This is a genomic window from Pseudonocardia sp. CA-142604 (assembly GCF_050948475.1).
Taxonomy (GTDB): Bacteria; Actinomycetota; Actinomycetes; order Mycobacteriales; family Pseudonocardiaceae; genus Pseudonocardia; species Pseudonocardia alaniniphila.
The window spans coordinates 160,977-181,055 of the sequence record NZ_CP192045.1; the positions used below are offsets into that span (position 1 = coordinate 160,977).

At 70.9% G+C, this 20,079-nt stretch carries 19 protein-coding genes and 1 pseudogene; 8 read left to right on the top strand and 12 right to left on the bottom strand.

Annotation, left to right across the window (positions count from 1 at the left end; translation table 11 throughout):
- Positions 1-27: 27 nt before the first annotated feature.
- Entirely contained in the window at positions 28-1,668 is a 1,641-nt protein-coding gene (locus tag ACQPZQ_RS00785; RefSeq protein WP_433290957.1) for an alpha/beta hydrolase fold domain-containing protein, read from the top strand.
- Positions 1,669-1,780: 112 nt separating this feature from the next.
- Complete coding sequence (locus tag ACQPZQ_RS00790) at positions 1,781-3,331, top strand: GMC family oxidoreductase (RefSeq protein ID WP_433290959.1); 1,551 nt, start codon at positions 1,781-1,783, stop codon at positions 3,329-3,331.
- Between the two features lie 60 nt (positions 3,332-3,391).
- On the opposite strand, the pseudogene ACQPZQ_RS00795 reads toward ACQPZQ_RS00790, so the two are convergent.
- From ACQPZQ_RS00795 to ACQPZQ_RS00815, 5 genes and pseudogenes are all read right to left on the bottom strand, one after another.
- A pseudogene (locus ACQPZQ_RS00795) lies at positions 3,392-3,466 on the bottom strand (hypothetical protein); the annotation flags it as partial.
- A gap of 68 nt (positions 3,467-3,534) precedes the next feature.
- Positions 3,535-4,197: a VC0807 family protein gene (locus tag ACQPZQ_RS00800; protein WP_433290961.1), complete on the bottom strand. Its 663-nt coding sequence runs from the start codon at positions 4,195-4,197 to the stop codon at positions 3,535-3,537.
- Positions 4,194-4,796 carry a TetR/AcrR family transcriptional regulator gene (locus tag ACQPZQ_RS00805; protein WP_433290963.1) on the bottom strand — a complete coding sequence of 201 codons (603 nt, stop codon included), beginning with the start codon at positions 4,794-4,796 and terminating at the stop codon, positions 4,194-4,196. Before ACQPZQ_RS00805 ends, ACQPZQ_RS00800 begins: the two co-directional genes overlap by 4 nt.
- 14 nt (positions 4,797-4,810) lie before the next feature.
- A complete protein-coding gene (locus tag ACQPZQ_RS00810; protein ID WP_433290965.1) occupies positions 4,811-5,428 on the bottom strand; it encodes a hypothetical protein in 618 nt (205 codons plus the stop codon).
- A gap of 186 nt (positions 5,429-5,614) precedes the next feature.
- Positions 5,615-6,172: a dihydrofolate reductase family protein gene (locus tag ACQPZQ_RS00815; RefSeq protein WP_433290967.1), complete on the bottom strand. Its 558-nt coding sequence runs from the start codon at positions 6,170-6,172 to the stop codon at positions 5,615-5,617.
- A gap of 161 nt (positions 6,173-6,333) precedes the next feature.
- Here ACQPZQ_RS00815 and ACQPZQ_RS00820 point away from each other — a divergent pair, with 161 nt between their 5' ends.
- A complete protein-coding gene (locus tag ACQPZQ_RS00820) occupies positions 6,334-6,828 on the top strand; it encodes a hypothetical protein (RefSeq protein ID WP_433290969.1) in 495 nt (164 codons plus the stop codon).
- A gap of 171 nt (positions 6,829-6,999) precedes the next feature.
- Positions 7,000-8,124: an MFS transporter gene (locus tag ACQPZQ_RS00825; protein WP_433290971.1), complete on the top strand. Its 1,125-nt coding sequence runs from the start codon at positions 7,000-7,002 to the stop codon at positions 8,122-8,124.
- On the opposite strand, the gene ACQPZQ_RS00830 is transcribed toward ACQPZQ_RS00825, so the two are convergent.
- Positions 8,108-9,334: a GAF domain-containing protein gene (locus tag ACQPZQ_RS00830; RefSeq protein WP_433290973.1), complete on the bottom strand. Its 1,227-nt coding sequence runs from the start codon at positions 9,332-9,334 to the stop codon at positions 8,108-8,110. The genes ACQPZQ_RS00825 and ACQPZQ_RS00830 overlap by 17 nt on opposite strands.
- Positions 9,335-9,487: 153 nt before the next feature.
- Between ACQPZQ_RS00830 and ACQPZQ_RS00835 the strand changes: the two genes are divergently transcribed.
- Positions 9,488-11,302, top strand: coding sequence for an NAD(P)-binding domain-containing protein (locus tag ACQPZQ_RS00835; protein ID WP_433290975.1), 1,815 nt, complete (start codon positions 9,488-9,490; stop codon positions 11,300-11,302).
- Between the two features lie 36 nt (positions 11,303-11,338).
- Here the strand turns inward: ACQPZQ_RS00835 and ACQPZQ_RS00840 are convergent, their stop codons facing one another.
- The 3 genes from ACQPZQ_RS00840 to ACQPZQ_RS00850 all read right to left on the bottom strand — a co-directional run bounded on the left by ACQPZQ_RS00840 (position 11,339) and on the right by ACQPZQ_RS00850 (position 13,031).
- A complete protein-coding gene (locus ACQPZQ_RS00840) occupies positions 11,339-12,199 on the bottom strand; it encodes an oxygenase MpaB family protein (RefSeq protein WP_241042395.1) in 861 nt (286 codons plus the stop codon).
- Positions 12,200-12,300: 101 nt separating this feature from the next.
- Complete coding sequence (locus tag ACQPZQ_RS00845) at positions 12,301-12,612, bottom strand: hypothetical protein (protein WP_433290977.1); 312 nt, start codon at positions 12,610-12,612, stop codon at positions 12,301-12,303.
- Positions 12,609-13,031: an ankyrin repeat domain-containing protein gene (locus ACQPZQ_RS00850; protein ID WP_433290979.1), complete on the bottom strand. Its 423-nt coding sequence runs from the start codon at positions 13,029-13,031 to the stop codon at positions 12,609-12,611. The genes ACQPZQ_RS00845 and ACQPZQ_RS00850 overlap by 4 nt, the downstream gene beginning before the upstream one ends.
- An 86-nt stretch (positions 13,032-13,117) precedes the next feature.
- On the opposite strand from ACQPZQ_RS00850, the gene ACQPZQ_RS00855 reads away from it, so the two are divergent.
- Complete coding sequence (locus ACQPZQ_RS00855) at positions 13,118-13,972, top strand: alpha/beta fold hydrolase (RefSeq protein ID WP_433290981.1); 855 nt, start codon at positions 13,118-13,120, stop codon at positions 13,970-13,972.
- Here ACQPZQ_RS00855 and ACQPZQ_RS00860 read toward each other — a convergent pair.
- Positions 13,956-15,230 (bottom strand): M18 family aminopeptidase, encoded by a 1,275-nt coding sequence (locus tag ACQPZQ_RS00860; RefSeq protein ID WP_433290983.1) that lies wholly within the window; start codon positions 15,228-15,230, stop codon positions 13,956-13,958. The two genes, ACQPZQ_RS00855 and ACQPZQ_RS00860, sit on opposite strands and share 17 nt — an antisense overlap.
- A gap of 19 nt (positions 15,231-15,249) precedes the next feature.
- On the opposite strand from ACQPZQ_RS00860, the gene mftG reads away from it, so the two are divergent.
- A complete protein-coding gene (gene mftG / locus ACQPZQ_RS00865; RefSeq protein WP_433290985.1) occupies positions 15,250-16,698 on the top strand; it encodes a mycofactocin dehydrogenase MftG in 1,449 nt (482 codons plus the stop codon).
- 10 nt (positions 16,699-16,708) lie between these two features.
- Here the strand turns inward: mftG and ACQPZQ_RS00870 are convergent, their stop codons facing one another.
- Both ACQPZQ_RS00870 and ACQPZQ_RS00875 read right to left on the bottom strand, forming a co-directional pair.
- Positions 16,709-17,491: an arylamine N-acetyltransferase family protein gene (locus ACQPZQ_RS00870; protein ID WP_433290987.1), complete on the bottom strand. Its 783-nt coding sequence runs from the start codon at positions 17,489-17,491 to the stop codon at positions 16,709-16,711.
- Between the two features lie 18 nt (positions 17,492-17,509).
- Complete coding sequence (locus tag ACQPZQ_RS00875; protein ID WP_433290989.1) at positions 17,510-17,929, bottom strand: nucleotide triphosphate diphosphatase NUDT15; 420 nt, start codon at positions 17,927-17,929, stop codon at positions 17,510-17,512.
- Positions 17,930-17,935: 6 nt separating this feature from the next.
- Between ACQPZQ_RS00875 and ACQPZQ_RS00880 the strand changes: the two genes are divergently transcribed.
- Positions 17,936-19,969: a M3 family metallopeptidase gene (locus ACQPZQ_RS00880; RefSeq protein WP_433290991.1), complete on the top strand. Its 2,034-nt coding sequence runs from the start codon at positions 17,936-17,938 to the stop codon at positions 19,967-19,969.
- Positions 19,970-20,079: the final 110 nt, after the last annotated feature.

Genomic DNA, 20,079 nt, shown 5'->3' on the forward strand with positions numbered 1-20,079 from the left:
TGCGCTGGCAGAGGACCCCTGAGTGTCATGGACGATATCGTCGCCGACCAGATCGGCTATTACCGCGCCCGCACCGACGAGTACGACGAATGGTGGTTCCGCAGGAACCGCTACGACCAGGGCGTCGAGCGCAATGCTGCGTGGTTTCGCGAGGTGGCCGACGCGGAAGCGACGCTGGTTGCCGCCGGCCCGCGCGGCAACGCACTGGAGATCGCCTGCGGCACGGGCCTGTGGACGCGGCATCTGGCGCCGCGGGTCGAACAGCTGCTCGCTCTCGACGCCGCTGAGGAGCCGATGGCCATCGCGCGGGCACGGGTGAATGCGCCCAACGTGACCTATCTCGAGGCCGATATCTTTTCGTGGCGGCCGAGCGAACGTTACGACTTCATCTTCTTCGGATTCTGGATCTCGCACATTCCGCGTGCGCAGTGGCTCGGTTTCTGGAAGATGCTGGCCGATGCGCTGGCGCCCGGCGGCTCGATCTTCTTCATCGACAATAGCCTGCATCCCGATGGCGGAATCAGCACGAGCGATCACCGGCAGAGCGGTGCCGACGAGATCGAAACCCGCGTCATGAACGACGGACGCCGCTACACGGTCGTCAAGAACTTCTTCGTGCCGCACGAACTCGAGGCCGAGCTTGCCGCGCTCGGCTGGCGCGGGTGGGTGCGAGAGTCCCCGGAATTCTTCATCTACGGAAGCTTCACGCGTGTCTCACCCGACCCTCAGGTGCTCGCCGAGCTCGCCCCGTTGCTCGAGACGATCAGCGGATCCGAGCCTCCGGCCGCCGGCGACGTCGACGGCTGCCGGCGCTACGCCCGCCAGGTGTTCGCCTACGTCACCGAGCACTGGACTCCGGCGGAAGCGGTCGGCGTCGAACGCCATGAGCTCGTCGTCGATGACGGCGCGACACTCGCGCTCGACTGGTACTACCCGCCCGCAGCGGAACACCCCGGCAGCGCCGCGCTCTACCTGCACGGCGGCGGAATGATCCTGGGCCTCGAGCACGTCGGTGAACTGTTCGACCTCATGGTGCGGAACTACGTCGCGACGTCGGGCGTGCCGATGCTGGTCGTCGACTATCGGATCGCGCCCGAGCACCCGTTCCCGACGCCTGTCGAGGATTGCTATGCGGCGCTGAACTGGCTCGCCGAGCATGCGCAGACGCTCGGGGTGGACCCGAAACGGATCGGGGTGATGGGCGACAGCGCAGGCGGCAACCTCGCGGCTGCCGTCTGCCTACTGGCGCGCGACCGCGGCGGACCCCGCGTGGCGCAGCAGATTCTGATCCATCCGATGCTCGACGACCGGACGACCACGCCGGATCCGCTGCTGTTGCCGTTTCTCACCTGGACTTACGACGACAACATCACCGGCTGGAGCGCTCTGCTCGGCAACGTCGCGGGCACCGATGCGGTCTCGCAATACGCAGCGCCGGCGCGGGCCACTGATCTCACCGGTCTTCCCGACACCTACATCGACGTCGGTGGTCTCGACATCTTCCGCGACGAGGACGTGGAATTCGCCAGGAAGCTCTCGGATGCCGGCGTTCCGACGGAGCTTCACCTGCGTCCGGGATGCATGCATGCGTTCGATGTGCTGGCGCGCGGAGCGGATGTCTCGCAACGAGCAATCGCCGATCGAGCACGCCGCCTGCGCGCTCTGTGAGTACCGCCAAAAGTCACCGGCGAAAAGCCGTAGTTCGCGTGATTTCATACTTTTGTAATTCGAAAGGTTGAAAGGATTGGCTGCTCGGACATCGACTCACGATTTCGTCATCGTGGGTGGAGGTAGCGCGGGGTGCGTCATCGCGGCCCGGCTGTCGGAGGACGAGAACGTCCGTGTTCTCCTGCTGGAGGCAGGCGGCCCGGGTCTTGACCGTGCCGCTGTACCGCATGAATGGCTCAGTCTGCTAAGTTCGTCGATGGACTGGGGTACCGGCACCGTTGAGCTCGCGGCCACCGGGGCTCCGATGCCGTGGCCGCGCGGGCGCGGTCTCGGAGGGTCCTCGGCCATCAACGGCATGGTCTTCACTCGCGGCCACCCCTCCAGCTATGACGCCTGGGTCGAGAACGGTGCGAAGGGGTGGGGCTTCCTCGACCTGCTCCCTTACGCAATGGGCATCGAGAACACCACGGGTCGCGCCCCGGGACTGCGGGGGCGAGGTGGACCGTTGACGGTCGCTCCGGCGAACGAGCCACATCCGGTGACAGTGGCGCTCCTGGACGGGGCGGTTGAACGCGGCCTTCCGCGCGTGAGGGACGTCAGTGCCGGCGTGACCGAGGGCGTGGGGCTTGCCGATCTGAACATCGTCGACGGAGCCCGGCAGAGTGCTGCGGACGCGTACTTGGCGCCTGCGCTTCACCGAACGAACCTCGACGTGGTGACAGGGGCGACGGCCCGTCGGCTGACCGTCGAACGGGGTCGCTGCACCGGCGTGGAGTACACGATCGGAAACGAGGTCCTCAGAGCTGCCTGCTCGGAGGAGGTCGTGCTCACGGCGGGCGTCGTCGGGTCGCCGCAGCTGTTGTTGCTCTCCGGGATCGGCCCGGGGGCCCACCTCCGTGAGGCCGGCATCGCCGTGACGCTGGACCTTCAGGGTGTCGGCTCGAACCTGCACGACCACCCGATATCGACTGTCGTCCACAGCGCGCCGCGGCCGATGCCCCCGGGGCGGTACAACCACGCAGAGGCGATCGGCCTGGTGCGCAGCAGCTCGGCCGCCGACGTTCCCGACCTGCAGCTTCTCTTCACGGTGATCCCGCACCACGCCCCGGTGCTCGTCGGGCCCGAGAACGGTTACTCGATCGGGTTCTCGGCCATGCTTCCTCACAGCAGGGGGACGGTTCGGCTGAACTGCGCCGTTCCCACCGGCGTCCCTCTTGTGGACCCCGCTTATCTCACGGACGAGCGAGACATGGACGTCATGATCGCGGGGCTGGAGATCGCCCGCGAGATCGGCCGGGCTCCCGCGCTGGATCCTTGGCGGGGCGAGGAGGTGCTACCCGATCCTTCGGTCCGGGACGAGCGCGGCATGCGTAGCTTCCTCCGCACGAACCTGCTGACGTATTTCCACGGTGTGGGGACGTGCCGGATCGGGATCGACGACGGTGCGGTCGTCGCCCCTGACCTCAGGGTGCACGGCATCGTCGGGCTCCGCGTCGCCGACGCCTCGGTGATGCCCTCGATCGTCTCCGCCAACACCAACGCCACGGTCTACGCCATCGCGGAGCGCGCTGCCGACCTGCTCTCCGGTCGAGGACCGGCCGGGGTTCCCGACGGGCTCGGCCGGTCCGGGCTTCCCGACGCCGACGATCGCTCCACGCGCTGACGGCAGTTCGGGGCCGAACCATCGGCTCAGCGCCGCGTCCAGGCCCGGTCCGCCTGCCCACGCCACGTAGCCGTCGGGGCGGACGAGCTGGGGCTCCGGGCCGTCACGGGCTTCGACGCGGTCGGCCCGGCCCACAGGCAGTGACGCGCCACGAGCACGCCGCGGCCGGCAGGCCGGTCGGTCCGCCGCCCGCCACCAGGACGTCAGGCGTCGAGGTGTTCCTTACGGAGGTACCAGACGTGCCAGGTGATCAGGCACGCCAGCGCGGCGAGCCACACCACGGTGGTGACCAGGGAGATGAGGTCGATGGGCAGCGTGTAGACGAGCACGACGTGCGCCACGGCGTTGGCCAGCAACACGGCGCCCCAGACGGCCGTGTTGATGCGCAGCCCGCGCCGGAACCGGGCATCGGTCTCCCAGCGGGCCGCCCACGCGGCCGCACCCTCGGCGCCGCGCTTGATCTCGGCGATCGTGCGGCCCAACGTCAGCTGGGCGGGCCTGCCGACGACGACCGTGACCAGCATCCACACGCCGAAAAGGCCGCCCAGCGCGGCGGTCCACCCCTCCCGGATCGCGAGGGTGCGTGGGTCGTCCGACAGCAGGCCGAGCACGACGGAGAGCACCAGGACGCTCAACGTGACCAGGGCGGGGAGATCGACCCGGCGGTTGCGGACGATGGTCAAGACCACATAGGGCGCGGCCACGAGGACGCCGGCCATCAGCGCCCACCACTGGCTCACGCCCGCGGCGCGCAGACCGTAGAACAGCGCCATCGGCACGACCACCTCGAACACGACGGTCATCACGTTGGCGCGGATCACCCGGCGTAGGCCCGCGTCGGGCACGGTCTTCTCGTCGATCATCAAGCGGATCCCCCCTCGGGATCGAGTGCGGTCGCCCGCACGTACAGATCGGCGAGCTCGCGCCCCAGGCGGGCGAGCTCGGTGGGTTCAGGCGCTGTGTCGGCCGCGGTGACGACGACCGCGTCGAGGCCGGTGATGAGGGCGATGGCCACGGTCCGCACGTCGAAGGGGCGAAAGACGCCCGCCGCCTGCCCGGCGCGGAAGTGCTCCTCGAACACGGCGAGACGGCCGTTGACGGCGGGGCTCTGGGAGGCGGCGTTCTTCACGATGTCGATCAGCGCCCGGACTGCCGCGGGGTGCTCGCCCACGAGCGCGAGGTTCGACTCGACGTAGGTGCGCAGCTGCGCGACGTGGCCGTCGGCGGCGTCGATGCGCGGCTGCATGAACGCCCCGGTGACCTGCTCGATCTCGGCGACACACGCCGTGAGCAGGTCGTCCTTGCCCGCGAAGTGGTAGCTGATCATGCCGGTGCTCGACAGGCCCGCGTGCTTCGCGATCCGGCTGAACGACGCCTTGGCGTAGCCGACCTCGGCGATCACCTCGATCGCCGCCGTCACGATTTGGGCTCGCCTGCCCGACCCGGTGAACGTCCTTGCTTGCACGAACAGAAATTAGCTCAGCCAAGCAAGCCGGTGCAAGCATGATCTGGAGGCGTGGGCCCTGCCGGCCAGATGACCCGCCCGCGATCCGTGATGGGATCGATCAGCACGACGGCCTTCTGTGCGAGCCACCAGTTCGACGGCATCCGCTCGTCCGGGTCGGCCCGGCGCCGCTGCGCGCCGGCGGTCAGCCACCGGCGAAGCGCATCGACGATCGCGTCGGAGGATGCCCCGGGAAGGACGGGAAGGCTTCGGATCATGAGATCGACTCGTCGCCCGGCGAACCGTGACCATCGCGGCAACTGGCGGTGCTCGAAGTGGTCGGGGTAGGAGTTCCGGCCGTGCTCCGACACCCCGAAGTCGACGTGCCGCTTGCGCTGGCCGAACGTGAACGGTTCGCCCGGGATCGCCGCGTAGAACGTCCACACGTCGATGTCCTTGACGCCCGTTGTGCCATCGAGGCGGTGGAGTGCAGCTCCCTGCGCGAGCGCCACGCAGAGCCGGCGTGCCGAGTACTCCGGACGACCCTGCCTCCGGGTGAAGTGGCGGTGGTCCTCGTCGGCGATCACCGACAGACGTGCAAGGTGGGCATCGGTCAGTGGTGCGTACGAGCGTTCCGTCGCTTTCGCCGTCACGCCGGCAATTCTTCAGGCGAGCAGGTCGATCTTTCCGCTGGACAGGGTGAGTACGCCGCCCCGGATGGCCAACTTGCCGGCCTGCACGAGCCTGCGCAAGCCCGGGAGTTCGACGAGCGACAAACGCCCCCGAAACCTGACGGGGTTCCGGGGGCGTTGTCCTACCCGTGACGCGGGACGATCGGTTCAGTCCGAGGTGCCCGGGCCGTAGGTCAACTGCACCACTCCGTTGTCGAAGGCCTGGCTCCCGACAAGGGTCATCGTCGTCTTCGGTGTGCCCTCGGGGAACAGTCGCAGGCCCGTGCCGAGTGCGACCGGGTAGACGAACAGGTGGAGTTCGTCGACCAGGCCGTCGGCGATCAGGGCCCGGACGAGGGTGGCGCTACCGCTGATGTAGATCCCGCCGTCCACGCCATCCTTGAACTTGCGGATGGCTTCGGCGTCGTAGCCGCCGAGCACGCTCGAGTTGTTCCAGTCGGCCTGCTCCAAGGTGGAGGAGACGACGTACTTGGGGGTGTCGTTGAAGAACGGGGCGCCGGGGTCGTCCTCCACGGTGCGGGAGGACCAGGCCGGGGCGAACATCTCGTAGGTGGTGCGACCGAGCAGGATGGCCGTGCACGAACCCGTGACGGTGCCGAGGGCGTCGCTCATCCCGGCGGTGAACTCGTAGCCGAAGGTCCAGGTCGGTGTGTCGATCACCCCGTCGAGGGTGGTGAACTCGTGCACCTTGATCGTGCCCATCATGCGCTCCTTCAGCGGTCGGCCTGGCGTTTCGCCCGCCCCGTCGGGCTCATCGAGGCCTCGTGGTGGTCGAGGATCGTCTCCGAATGATCCCATCTGACCGACTTAGGCAGTTGTTGGGTGGCGTAGCGAGATGTCCGGGTGGCGCAGTAGATGCTTGGCAGGTGGCAGGCGAAGCGATGGCACGACGGTTGCGGGTCCAGGGTGCGGTGGAGCTCTTGTGCGCCGTGCTGCTGCCCGCGGTGTTCCTACGGGTGACCGGCCCGACGGCGGGCGCCGTCGCGGCCTGGGTCGCGGTCGACGCGGCGCTCGTCGTCGGGGCCTGCTATTGGTTCGCCCGCGCCGCCAAGGCGAGCCGGGGTCTCGCGCGCACCCCGAACCTGCGCGCATTCGCCATTGCTCGCGTGGGGCTGATCGTCGTGCTCGGTGTCACGCTGGTCGTGGTCGTCGCCGACATCGTGACCGGTGGAGGTTTTCCGCAGTGGTTCGCCGCGGCGGTGTGGCTCTTCGCCGTGGCCGAATACGTCAACTACTTCCATCTCCAGCTCAGCTACCAGAACGCTACCGACCTCCGCAGGCTGATCCGCAGGGGCCGACTGGCGCCGGCGCACCTGGGACGGGAGCTGGCCCGCCCCGCGGGCAGTCTCGTGGACACATGACGCGGAATGCGGGGCGCGCGCGACGGCGATACGTGTCCATGTCGCGACCGCCCGTCGAAAAGCGTTGGGCCGAGGGGACGGGGGTCCGTTAGCTTGGGTGTTATGCCCGGTTGACGCACCTTGCCGCCCCCGGCCCGCCCCCTCGCCCGACGCATGCTCGGGTGGGCGCTGTTGGCCGATGTCATCCCGCTCTACCCCCTCTACGCGCTGCTGTTCGCCGACAGCGGCCTGTCCGCCGCCGAGATCTCCGCGCTGTTCGCGATCTGGTCCGCCGTCGGGGTCGTCGCCGAGGTCCCGTCCGGTGCGCTCGCCGACCGCTTCTCGCGGCGCGCCTGCCTGGTTGCCGCTGGGGTCCTGCAGGCCTGCGGCTATGGCGCCTGGGTTCTGTTGCCGAGCTTCGCCGGGTTCGCGCTCGGGTTCGTCCTCTGGGGCCTCGGCGGCGTGCTCGTGTCCGGTGCACAGGAGGCACTGCTCTACGACGGGCTGGTCGCCGCAGGAGCCGAGGAGCAGTACGCCCGGGTCAACGGCTGGGTCTCCGCAGCGGAGCTGATCGCGCAGGTCCCGGCAGCGCTCGCCGCCGCCGTGCTGTACGCCGTGGGCGGGTTTCCGCTGGTCGGGTGGGTGAGCGTCGGCGTCTGCCTGGCCGCGGCCGTGATGGCGTCGCGCTTGCCGGAGCCCCCGCGTGGGAGCGGCACCGACGAGGACGAGGACGAGCTGAGCTATCTCGCGACGCTGCGCGCCGGTCTCGTCGTCGCCGCGAACCGGCCCGGTGTCCGTGCCGTCGTGGTGGCCACGGCCGTGCTGGCAGCCTTCGACGCGGTGGAGGAGTACTTCCCGCTCATCGTCGTCGGCTGGGGGGTGCCCACGGCCTTCGTCCCGGTGGCCGACCTGCCGATCGTGCTGGCCGGGGTGGTGGGGGCCGCCCTCGCAGGGCGGGCAGGCCTGCTGGGCCCCGTGTCGCTCGCCGTGGTGCTCGGCGCTGCGATGCTCCTGTTCGGAGCGGCCGGGCTCGTCGACCATCCGGCGGGGATCGCGGCGCTGGCCGCGTTCTACGGCGCGTACCGGTGCGTTCTCGTGGTGGTGGACGCACGCCTGCAGGAGCGGATCGAGAGCCGGTCGCGTGCCACGGTCACCTCGGTGGCCGGCATCGGCACCGACATCGCCACCTTCGGCGTGTACGCGGCATGGGCCGTCGGCGCGATTCCGCTGGTGGCGGCCCTCGGCGTGCTGATCGCCGTGGCCTTGCCCCGACTGCTGCGCGCTCCTGTCGCGCCGGACGTCACGAGGAGTGGATGACTCCCGCCGCCGGCTCCCGCAGCTCGACGCGCACCCCTGCGGCGATGCGGTACGGCCGGTGCTGCAGCAGCGGGCCGAGCGTCCGGCGCAGCCGTGACATCTCGGCGCGCACGGTGACGCGGCTGCCGCCCTCGCCGAAGAGGTCCTCGGCGAGCTGCGCGGCCGAGCGACCCTCCGGGCTGCGGGCCAGCGCCCGGAGCACCTCGGCATGGCGCGGGGTCAGCGTCTGCTGCCAGGAGCCGCTGGCGGTGGTCACGTGGATCTGAGGTGGCACGCTCGCGAGGTCGACCAGCAGATGGGTGGGACCGTCCGCGCCCGCCGTCCGGGGGCGAAGCAGCCATCCCCCCGGCAGCGGTTCGGCGCTGCAGAGCCCGAGCCCCGGCAGCCACACCTCGCCCGCCGCCAGTGCGTCGGGCATCGCCACCCTGGCCGGAACGGGGAGATCGACCGCCGCAGCGGGGATGCCGTCCTGGCTCACCACCAGCGCAGGGCCGGACAGCCGAGCGAGCACCGGGGCCGCCACCACCCGCAGCCGCTCGACCGCCCGCTCGTGCGTGAGCCGTAGCTCCAGTTCGACGAGCCGGGCGACGGCGTCGACGAGTGCCACCGTGCTGGCGTGGACGGTGTGGGCTGGCCCGCTCAGGTCGACCGCACCCAGCAGGCGGTCGGTGATCGGGTCGTGCAGGGGCGCTGCCGCGCAGGTCCATGGCTGGTGGCCCTCCGACCAGTGCTCCCCGGCGTAGACGTGCAGCGGTTCCTCGACCACCAGGCTCGTGCCGATCGCGTTGGTGCCGACGGTGTTCTCGTCCCACGCCGAGCCCTCGACGAACCGGAGGTCGTCGGCCCGGCGCCGGACGGCGGCTCCGCCTTCTCGCCACAGCACGTGCCCCTCGGCGTCGACCACGACCATGATCTGGGCGGCTGCCTCGGCCACCGGGAGCAGCCGGGCGCGCAACAACGGAAGGAGGGGCGCGAGACCGCTGGCCGCTCGGCGCTGCTCGAGGTCGGCCTGGTCGAGCAGCGGTTGCTCGGCCGACCCGCGTGGGTCGAGCCCGGCGTCGCGCACCCGCCGCCACGATGCGCTGATCACCGGCCGTGGGGAGACCGGGGGAGCGGCCCCGCTCAGGGCGGCATCCCGTACCCGGCCGAGCACCCTGGCCCGCTCGCGTGGGTCCTCACCGGGCCGTACTGCACTCTCCGGACGGGGCATGGGTTCCTCCGGCCGCCATCCTGCAACCCGCGCGATACGGGGCACAAGGGACCGGTTGCAACCCCTTGCAACCCTGCTGTGTTGCTCCGTCGCCGTGTTTCCTGCGAACCAGGGCGCCGTCGACGAGGAGGGCGCACGACCACGGGAGCGAGAATGACGCAGACGCTCGAGCCGGCGTCCGGCACGACGGCGCGTGAACGTGTCGATACGTGGCTGGCGGACTTCGAGGCGGCGCTGGCCGCGCGGGACGCCGAGCGCGCGGCCGGGTTGTTCGCGACCACCTCGTTCTGGCGCGACCTCATCGCGTTCACCTGGAACATCACCACGGTCGAGGGCCGCGAGGGCGTGGCAGAGCTGCTGCGGACCACGCTCGAGCGCACCGACCCCCGGGGCTTCCGTACGACCGAGGAGCCGACGGAGGCCGGCGGCGTCGTCGAGGCGTGGCTGGAGTTCGAGACGGCCGTCGGGCGCGGCCGGGGGCACCTGCGGCTGGTCGAGGAGGGGGCGTGGACCTTCCTCACCACGCTCTACGAGCTGAAGGGCCACGAGGAGCCCCAGGGCGAACAGCGGCCCATGGGTGTGGAGCACGGGGCCCGCCGCGACCGGATCACCTGGAAGGAGACCCGCGAGGCGGAGCAGGCCGAGATGGGCCGCACCACCGAGCCCTACGTGGTGGTCGTCGGGGGCGGTCAGGGCGGGATCGCGCTGGGTGCGCGGTTGCGTCAGCTGGGGATCCCGCACGTCGTGGTGGACCGCCACCCGCGTCCGGGCGACCAGTGGCGCAGCCGCTACAAGTCGCTCTGCCTGCACGACCCGGTCTGGTACGACCACCTGCCCTACATCGACTTCCCGAAGAACTGGCCGGTGTTCTCGCCGAAGGACAAGATCGGCGACTGGCTGGAGATGTACACGAAGGTCATGGAGATCAACTACTGGTCCTCCACGACCGCCACCAGCGCGTCGTACGACGAGGCCGCCGGCGAGTGGACCGTGGTGCTCGACCGGGCAGGCGAGCAGGTGGTGCTGCACCCCAAGCAGCTCGTGCTGGCCACCGGCATGTCCGGCAAGGCGAACGTGCCCACGATCCCCGGCCAGGACCGCTTCCGCGGCGAGCAGCACCACAGCTCCCAGCACCCCGGGCCGGACGCCTACGCGGGCAAGCGCGTGGTGGTGATCGGCTCGAACAACTCGGCGCACGACATCTGTGCGGCGCTGTGGGAGCACGGCACCGACGTGACGATGGTGCAGCGCTCGTCGACGCACATCGTGAAGTCGGACTCGCTGATGGAGCTGGGACTGGCCGACCTGTACTCCGAGCGGGCGGTGGCCAGCGGGATCACGACGCAGAAGGCGGACATGATCTTCGCATCGCTGCCGTACCGGATCATGCACGAGTTCCAGAAGCCGATCTACGACGCGATCCGCGAGCGTGACGCCGACTTCTACGAGCGGCTGGAGAAGGCCGGCTTCTGGCTCGACTTCGGTGACGACGAGTCGGGCCTGTTCATGAAGTACCTGCGGCGCGGCTCGGGCTACTACATCGACGTCGGCGCGGGTGACCTCGTCGCGAACGGGGACATCAAGCTCGTGCGTGGCACGGTCCGTGAGCTGACGGAGGACGCCGTGGTGCTCGACGACGGCACCGAGCTGCCCGCGGACCTGGTGGTCTACGCCACCGGCTACGGCTCGATGAACGGCTGGGCCGCCGACCTGATCGGCCAGGAGGTGGCCGACAAGGTCGGCAAGGTCTGGGGTCTGGGCTCCGCCACCACCAAGGACCCCGGGCCGTGGGAGGGCGAGCAGCGCAACATGTGGAAGCCCACCCAGCAGGAGGGGCTGTGGTTCCACGGGGGCAACCTGCACCAGTCCCGCCATTACTCGCTCTATCTGGCTCTGCAGCTGAAGGCCCGCCACGAAGGCATCCCGACGCCCGTGTACGGACTTCAGGAGGTGCACCACCTGTCCTGAGGCCCACAGGGGTGGGTAGCGGCGCCCCCGGTGCCGCTACCCACCAGTGGCAAGAGAGGAATGCGGCCGTTCTGATACATCGTCCCGGCCGTGGACCAGCCGGCGCGCCCGCTGGATCTCCGGCGGTGCCGGCATGTCGGGCAGCAGATGGGTGGCCGTGCGCAGCGTCCGCAGGGTGAGGGTGGCGCCGAGATCGGTGGTCGGCACACCCGGGAGTCCGTACATGCGGCGCGCCCATCGGGGCAGGGACGCGAGGGCGAGCGAGGCAATGGCCGGGACGGCCAGCTTCGTCACGACGGTCGGGGCTGCGCCGCCCTTCGGGGCGAACATGTTGCCCACGGCGTGGCGGGCCTCGTCGGTGAGTCCGAGCTCGGGACGCATGCTCTCGATGTAGGTCCGCATCTCGATGCGTGACGCCGGGGCGGCCGGCAGGCCCACGACGCGGGCGGCACGGACGCTCTCGGCGAAGTACTGGTCGACCTGCTGGTCGTCGATGATCCCGGCCCGGCGTGCGATGTCGGCGTACGAGTCGATCTCCGTGGAATGCACCCAGAGCAGCCCTGACGGCTCGTCGATCCGGAACGTCGCCCCGGTCACGGGGTCGTGGCCGCGCAGCGAGGCGTGCAGCCTGCGCACGCGGGCGGCCGCGGCCTCGACGGCTGCGGTCGTGCCGAACGTCCGGACGCCGACGAACTCCACGGTGCGCTGGAACCTCGACCACGCCTTCCGCGGGTCGAACAGCGCCGAGTTCTGATAGGTCCCGCGCATCACGCGGGGATGCAGCGACTGCAGCAGCAGCGCCCGGAATCCGCCGACCCAGAGCACCGGTTCGAGGTGCACGCGCCACGTCACGGAGTCGGGCCCGAACAACCCGTAGTCCTGCGGCTCCTCGGCCACTTCGCCTCCTTCGCCGGCGCGTACGGGCGGCGCCCCGTGTCGCGACCTCCCCAGCACAACATGATCGGCGCGTTGCCGCGACCCGATCACCTGAGGGGACCTCAGCCCGTGCCGTCCGCGGGGTCGGGCGGATCGCCGTCGTAGTCCTCACCGTCGTCGACGTCATCCTTGACGTCGTCGCCGCCGCTGTCACCTGCGTGCGGGCGCCGCAGCCGGTATTCGCCACCGTGCCCGGCCACTTCGTGCAGGTCGTAGTGGTGCACGATCTTCGGTCCGTCGTGCAGGTGCGTGTAGCGGACGGTGCAGGGCGCCGGCTCGGATGGCTCGCGGGTGTGCACGCGCCCGTCCAGCGGGCCGCCGACGAACCAGTAGACGTCGCGCTCGCCCGCCAGGGACGCTTCCTCGGCCGTCACGACTGTTGTCCCCGCTGCAGGAGCTCCAGCATGTCGGGGAGATCGAAGAAGGTGGCAGTGGCGAGGGCCGACTGGCTGCCCTGCTCGGGGTCGGCTCCCGCGCGGAGAAGGGCGGTGACGCTCTCGGCGCTGCGGTGGAACGTGGCGGCGGCGAGCGCCGTCTGACCGCGGTCGTTGAGGCGGGCGGGGTCGGCACCGCGTTCCAGCAATGCTTCCACCGTGCCCGGGTGTCCGTGGTAGGCCGCGAGTATCAACAGGGTGTCACCGTTGTCGTTCGTGAGATTGGCCGGCAGCCCGGCGTCGACATGGGCAATCAGCTCGGCGGTGTGACCTTCACGCGCAAGATCGAACATCCGGTGCGCCAACGCCAGCGTCTCGGCGTCCAGGCCACCCGCGATATTGGGTTGCTCCGGTTGCATCCGCTACACGGTACGGGCGCGACGGCATAAGCGCCCAACTGATCGTCGGTCTTCTCGGGCGCATCGTGTCGTGCCAAGGTCGCAACGTGACCGAACCCGTGATCCACGCATTCGACGTGCCGGGCGCCCGGCTGCACCTCGAGACCCGTGGGACCGGCCCGCTGCTGCTGTTCGTCGTCGGCGGGAACGGGGATTCGACGATCTACAGTGGTGTCGCCGCTGTACTCGCCGACCGATTCACCGTGGCCACCTACGACCGGCGCGGCTTTGTCCGCAGCCCCGTGTCCGGCCCGGTTGACGACGACACCCGCATCGCCACCGACGTCGACGACGCGCGCCGACTGATCGACCACCTCGGAGGCGCTCCCGCTCACGTGTTCGGAAGTAGTTCCGGGGCGATCGTCGTGCTGGAACTCATGGCACGGCACCCCGATCTCGTCGCCACCGCAGTTGCGCACGAACCGCCGATCACCGCCCTGCTGCCGGACGGAGCCGACTGGCGTGCCTTATTCGACGACGTGTACGCGACCTACCGCGCCGAAGGTGTGTGGCCTGCGATGCAGCGGTTCGGCGTAGCGGTCGGGGTGGGCGGCAGCGGGCCGCCGCCCGGCGTGGAGCTTCCGCCGCCCGTCGCCGAGATGATGGCGCGCGCCGAGCCGAACGCGACGTTCTGGCTGGAGCACGAGCTGCGCTCCTACCCCCGCTACGACCCCGATCCGGATGCGCTCGCCGCGGTCGCAGACCGGATCGTGCTCGCAGGGGGAGCCGAATCGCGAGAGCACATGCCCTACCGGCCGAACCTCGTGCTCGCCGAGCGATTGGGACTCAGGGTCGTCGACTTCCCCGGTGGGCACGTGGGATACGCGACGCACCCCGCAGAGTTCGCGTCCCGGCTCGCCACGGTGCTGACGCAGGAAGGAAGCGTCACGCCGGGTCGGTGAGGAACGCCGTGGCCGCAGCGGCGAGGTGGCCGGGGTCGCGCACCCCGCACAGCTCCCGGGCCGAGTGCATGGACAGCACCGGGATCCCGACGTCGACGGTCCGAATCCCGAGACGGGTGGCCAGGAGCGGCCCGACGGTGGTGCCGCACGGCACCGTGTTCTTCCCGACGAAGAACTGGGTGGGCACGTCCGCGTCCCGGCAGGCGCGGTGCCAGGCGGCCGCGCCCAGGGCGTCGGTGGCGTAGCGCTGGTTGGCGTTGACCTTGAGCGCCGGGCCGCGGTTCGGCAGGGACCGGTGGGTGGGGTCGTAATGGCCGAGGTAGTTCGGGTGCGCCGCGTGCGTCACGTCCACCGAGAGACAGCGCGACACCGCGAACGCGGCGCCGCGGGCGTCGAAGCCACCGGCGAGCCGCGTCAGCATCGTCTCCAGCAGAGGGCCGGACGCACCGCTGGCTGAGCCGCTGCCGATCTCCTCGTGGTCGAAGCCGACGAACACCGGGATCACGGCCGGGCGGTCGGAGGCGGCGACGTCGTCCGACGCCGCGAGGAGCGCGCCGAGGCCGGCGTGCACGGAGGCGAGGTTGTCCAGCCGGGGTGCGGCCAGCAGCTCCTCCTCCTCGCCGAGCAGCGCGGGCGGATTGACGTCGTGCACGACGAGGTCGTGTGCGGCCACCCCGTCAGGGTCGACGCCGACCTCGCCTGCCAGGAACTCGATCAGGTCGCCGTCGGCGGGCGAGCCGAGACCCCAGACGGGCTGCAGGTGCTGCTGGGCGTCGAGGGTGAGGCCCTGGTTGACCTGGCGGTCGAGGTGTATGGCCAGCTGCGGCACCCGCAGCAGCGGCCGGTGGATGTCCACGAGCACGCTGGTGCCGTCGTAGAGCGCGAGCCGGCCGGCCAGGCCGAGGTCCCGGTCGAGCCACGAGTTCCACAGCGCCCCGCCGTACACCTCCACGGCAACCTGCCGCCAGCCGCCCGCTCCCAGGTCGGGGCGCGGCTTGACCTTGAGCGTCGGCGAGTCGGTGTGCGCCGCGAAGATGCGCATCGGGGTGCCGGGGCGCACGGACTCCGGCACGAACCAGGCGAGCAGCGTGCCGTCCCGCACGAGGTAGCGGCCGCCGGGGCGGCCGTCCCACGGGCCGGCCTCGGGCTGCTCGGTGAACCCGGCGGCGGAGAGGCGTCTGACACCCTCGGCCACGGCGTGGTACGGGGTGGGCGCGGCTGCGATGAAGTCGGCGAGGTCCTGCGCGAGATCCGTCATCGGGTGCATCCTCTCCCACGTGCCCCGGCAGGAGTTCGACGTGGTGGTCGTTGGGGCCGGATCAGCCGGTTGCGCCCTGGCTGCCCGGTTGACGGAGGACCCGGCACGGCGGGTGTTGCTGCTGGAGGCAGGGCCGGCCGAGCCCGCACCCGACCTGCTCGACGTCGGGTCGTTGGCCGCTACCCGGCCCGGGCATCCGAGCAACTGGGCCTACCCCGCGCAGTTGCGTCCCGGCTGCGTCACCACGGTGCCGCGCGGCCGCGGGCTCGGGGGGTCCAGTGCGATCAACGGGGCGAGCTGGCTGCGGGCCACCCCCGCGGACGCCGACGGCTGGGGTGTTCCCGGGTGGACGTGGGCCGACCTGCTCCCGCACTACATCCGCAGCGAGAACGACCTCGATCATCCCGGCTCACCCTGGCACGGTGACCGTGGACCGGTACGCGTGCAGCGGCCGACAGCGCAGCTCCTGCACCCGGCCACCACCCGCTTCCTCGCCGCTGCGGGACGTCTCGGCTTCCCCGCCGAACCCGACAAGAACGCGGGTGGGCCACCCGGCGCCGGGCTCCTGCCCAGCAGCGGCATCGACGGAGTGCGGGTGAGTACCGCGCGTGCCTACCTTCGCGAGCCCCGCGCCAATCTGGTGCTGCGCGCTGACTCCGCCGTGGCGCGCGTGCTGCTCGACGGCGACCGGGCCCGCGGCATCGAACTGCACGACGGCACGGTGGTCGAAGCGGGGGAGGTCGTGCTCGCCGCGGGCGCGATCGCGACGCCCCAGCTGCTGTTGCTGTCGGGGATCGGACCACCCGACGAGCTGCGCGCGGTCGGTGTCGCCGTGGCGCGCGACCTGCCCGGCGTGGGCCGAGGCTGGTCCGATCACCCCGCCGTGTACCTCCCGTTCGGCAGCGGCGACCCGCCCGCCCATCCGCACGCGACGTGCGTCCAGGCCTCGCTCGACCTGGACGCCGGGGCCGATCCCGCCGGTGACGTGGAGGTCATGCTGTTCGTACGGCCGTTCGAGAGTGGGAGCGACCTGCACCTGATGTGCGCGCTCCAGCGCCCCGACAGCCGCGGGACGATCACCCTTACCTCACCCGACCCGCGGGCCCGCCCCCAGGTCTCCTACGCCTACCTGCGCACGGAGCACGACCGGCGCCGCCTGCGGCACGCGATTCGCGTGGCGGCCGACATGCTCCGGGCCGGGCTCGGCACACGCACGGGCCCGACGGGCGACGTCCTCGGCTCCGACCGCGCGCTGGACAGCTGGATCGCCGCTCACCTCAGCACCACCCAGCACCTCAGCGGAAGCGCCGCGATCGGCCCCGTCGTGGACCCCGAGCTGCGCGTGCACGGCGTCGCGGATCTGCGGGTGGCGGACACCTCGGTGCTGCCGCTGGTGCCGCGCCGCGGGACGGCCGCCACTGCCGTCGCCATCGGGGAGAAGGCGGCAGAGCTCCTCCGGCGCCGCTGAGGGACCGGGGTCAGGAGGCCGTCGAGCTCTTCTCGGCCGCGAGGGGCCGCCAGGGCCGGTCGATCACGATCTCGAACCGCTCGGCCAGCAGTGACCGCTCCTCGTCGGCGTCCACCCTCCGGTCGATCCGGACGCCGTGGTCGATCTCCGAGAACACCCCGTTGAGCAGCGAGATCCGGCCGTCGGGAGTGGGCAGCACGGCGAAGCGACGGGCCACGAAGTACGAGTTCGGGTCGTGCTCGTGGTAGCGGGAGCGCTCCGCGAACTCCGGCAGCTCCCTCGGCCGCGGGTACCAGGCCCAGCCCGGCTCCCAGCGGCCGTCGTGGCGGCGCTCGGACGTCCACCACAGGTCACCGTCGCGCTGCAGCCGGACGTGGCCGTGGACGCCGGTACGCAGCGGGACGGGGTCGATCCAGCTCCCGCCGTTGCCGCAGTCGGCGAGGTACAGGCCGTCGAACGTGTCGACGAGCAGCCGCAGGTGGTCGAAGTCGGGGCCGTGGGTGCCGTCCTCGTCGATGGTGAACGCCGAGAACAGCGTGACGTCGAAGCCCAGCTCACGCAGGAATCCCGCGAACAATCCGTTGAGCTCGTAGCAGTAGCCCCCGCGCCGGCGGCGGATCATCTTGTCGGCGATGTCGTCAAGGTGTAGCGAGATCGGCACGCCGAGGTGGATGTCGTAGTCCTCGGACGGCATCGTCCGGGCGAAGGCGCGGTGCAGAGCGGAGAGCGTCGCGCCCGTGGGCGCGGCCGGGGGCTTGGCCCCGATCCGGTCGAGGAGGGCGTCCACATCCATGCCTCCGAGTGTGCGCCCTCACACCCGCTCGAGGTCCAGCAAACCGTCGTCGAGGCAGTGCCGAAGCGGCACGAACAGCTCATTCCGGCGTGCCCGCAGCTCGTCGACGGTGAGCCAGTCCAGCGCGGTGGCCTTCTCCGGCTCCATGAGGCGAGGCTCGCCCGTGATCCGGGAGCACGCGAGGAACAAGGTGACGTAGTGGCGGCCGATGTCAGGCATCGGGTCGTCGGTGAAGCCCAGCCGGGCGGTGACAGCGACGACGAGGCCGGTCTCCTCGGCCACCTCGCGCACCGCCGTCCGCTCCGGGGACTCGCCGAACTCCTGGTGGCCGCCGGGCAGGCCCCACTGGCCCGCGCCGTGCGCCCCCGCCCGCCGCATCACGAGCACCCGCCCGTCGTCCACCACCACTGCGCCGACACCGACCCGTACCTCCGTCACGGACCTATGCTCGCGCGCGTGAGCACCAACCCGTTCCTCGCCCCGAGCCCGCTGCCCTTCCAGTTCCCCGACTTCGACGCCATTCGTGAGGAGCACTTCCTGCCGGCGTTCACGGCGGGAATGGAGCAGCAGCGCGCCGAGGTGGACGAGATCACCGCCGATCCCGGTCCGGCGACCTTCGACAACACGATCGTCGCGCTGGAGCTTTCGGGCGCGGTGTTGCGGCGGGTCTCGGCGGTGTTCTTCACGCTCGTCGGCTCGTGCAGCACCCCGGGGATCCGCGCCATCGAGGCCGAGGTCGCCCCGCAGCTGGCCGCGCACTCGGACGCGATCATGCTCGACCCGGCGCTGTTCGCCCGCATCGAGGCCCTTTTCGCGACGCGCGACGATCTCGGCCTGGACGCAGAGTCGCTCCGGTTGCTGGAGCGCCGCCATCGCGATGCCGTCCGGGCCGGAGCGCGACTGGGAGCCGCCGAGCAGGAGCGGCTGCGAGCGCTCAATGCGCAGCTGTCGGCTCTCTCCACCGAGTTCGGCGCGAAGCTCCTGGCCGGGGCGAACGACGGGGCGGTTCTCGTCGAGGATCCGGCGGAGCTCGCCGGGCTCCCCGCGGACGCCCGTTCCGCCGCCGCGCGAGCGGCCACCGCGCGTGGCCACGACGGTGCCCACCTGATCACACTCGTGCTGCCCACCGGACAGCCGGTGCTCGCCTCGATCAGCGACCGCGGACTGCGCGAGCGGGTGCACCGCGCGTCGGTCACGCGCGGGCTCGGCGGGGAGCACGACACCCGCGGGATCGTGCTCCGCATGGCCGAGCTACGCGCCGAGCGCGCCGAGTTGCTCGGGCACCCCCACCATGCGTCCTGGGTGGTCGAGATCGGCACGGCGGGCACCGTCGACGCGATCGACGCGATGCTCGGCAAGCTCGCTCCGGTTGCGGCGGCCAACGCGCAGACCGAGGCGGATGAGCTGTCGGCCACAGCCGGGTATCCCGTCGAGGCGTGGGACCGGGCGTTCTATGCCGAGCGTGTGCGCCGCGAGCGCTTCGACCTCGATGCCGGCGCGATGCGGCCCTACCTCGAGCTGGAGCGCGTGCTGCACGACGGCGTCTTCTACGCCGCGAGCCGCCTGTACGGGCTGCGGTTCACCGAGCGCCACGACCTGCCCCGCTACCACCCCGAGGTCCGGATCTTCGACGTCTTCGACGAGAACGGGCAGCTCGGGCTCTTCGTCGCCGACCTCTACGCGCGTGAGTCGAAGCGTGGCGGGGCGTGGATGAACTCGTTCGTCACGCAGTCTCGGCTGCTCGGCACATTGCCGGTGGTGCTCAACACGCTCAACCTGGCGCGTCCCGCCGACGGCGAACCGACCCTGCTCACGATCGACAACGTGCGCACCCTGTTCCACGAGTTCGGGCACGCGCTGCACGGGCTGTTCTCCGACGTGCAGTACCCGATGTTCGCCGGCACCGCGGTGCCCCGCGACTTCGTCGAGTACCCGTCGCAGGTCAACGAGATGTGGCTGCGCGATCCGGAGGTGCTCGCCCACTACGCCCGCCACCACGACACGGGCGAGCCGCTCCCTGCCGAGATGGTGGAGCGGTTGGACGAGGCGCAGCTCTTCGGCGAGGGCTTCGCGACCACGGAGTACCTGGCTGCCGCTCTGCTCGACCAGGCATGGCACCGTCTCGGGCCGGACGCGCAGGTGACCGACGTGGAGCGGTTCGAGGCCGACGCGCTCGCGGCGGCGGGGGTGGCCGTGCCGACCGCTCCGCCTCGCTACCGGAGCACGTACTTCAACCACATCTTCGGCGGCGCCTACAGCGCGGGCTACTACTCCTACATCTGGAGCGAGGTGCTCGACGCCGACACCGTCGAGTGGTTCGCGGAGAACGGCGGGCTGCTCCGGGAGAACGGCGATACCTTCCGCAGGGAGTTGCTCTCCCGCGGCGGCTCCGTCGACCCGATGGAGGCCTACCGGGGCTTCCGCGGGCGTGATCCCGAGATCGCGCCGCTGCTCGCCCGCCGCGGCCTGACGGGCTAGCACCCGACGTCGACGCATGCCCTGCTCTCGGGGCGCCGGGCGGTCGGCACGAAACCGGGGAGATGTCGGACGGGTACCCGGGATACCCTCGCCTGATGATCCTCTGAGCT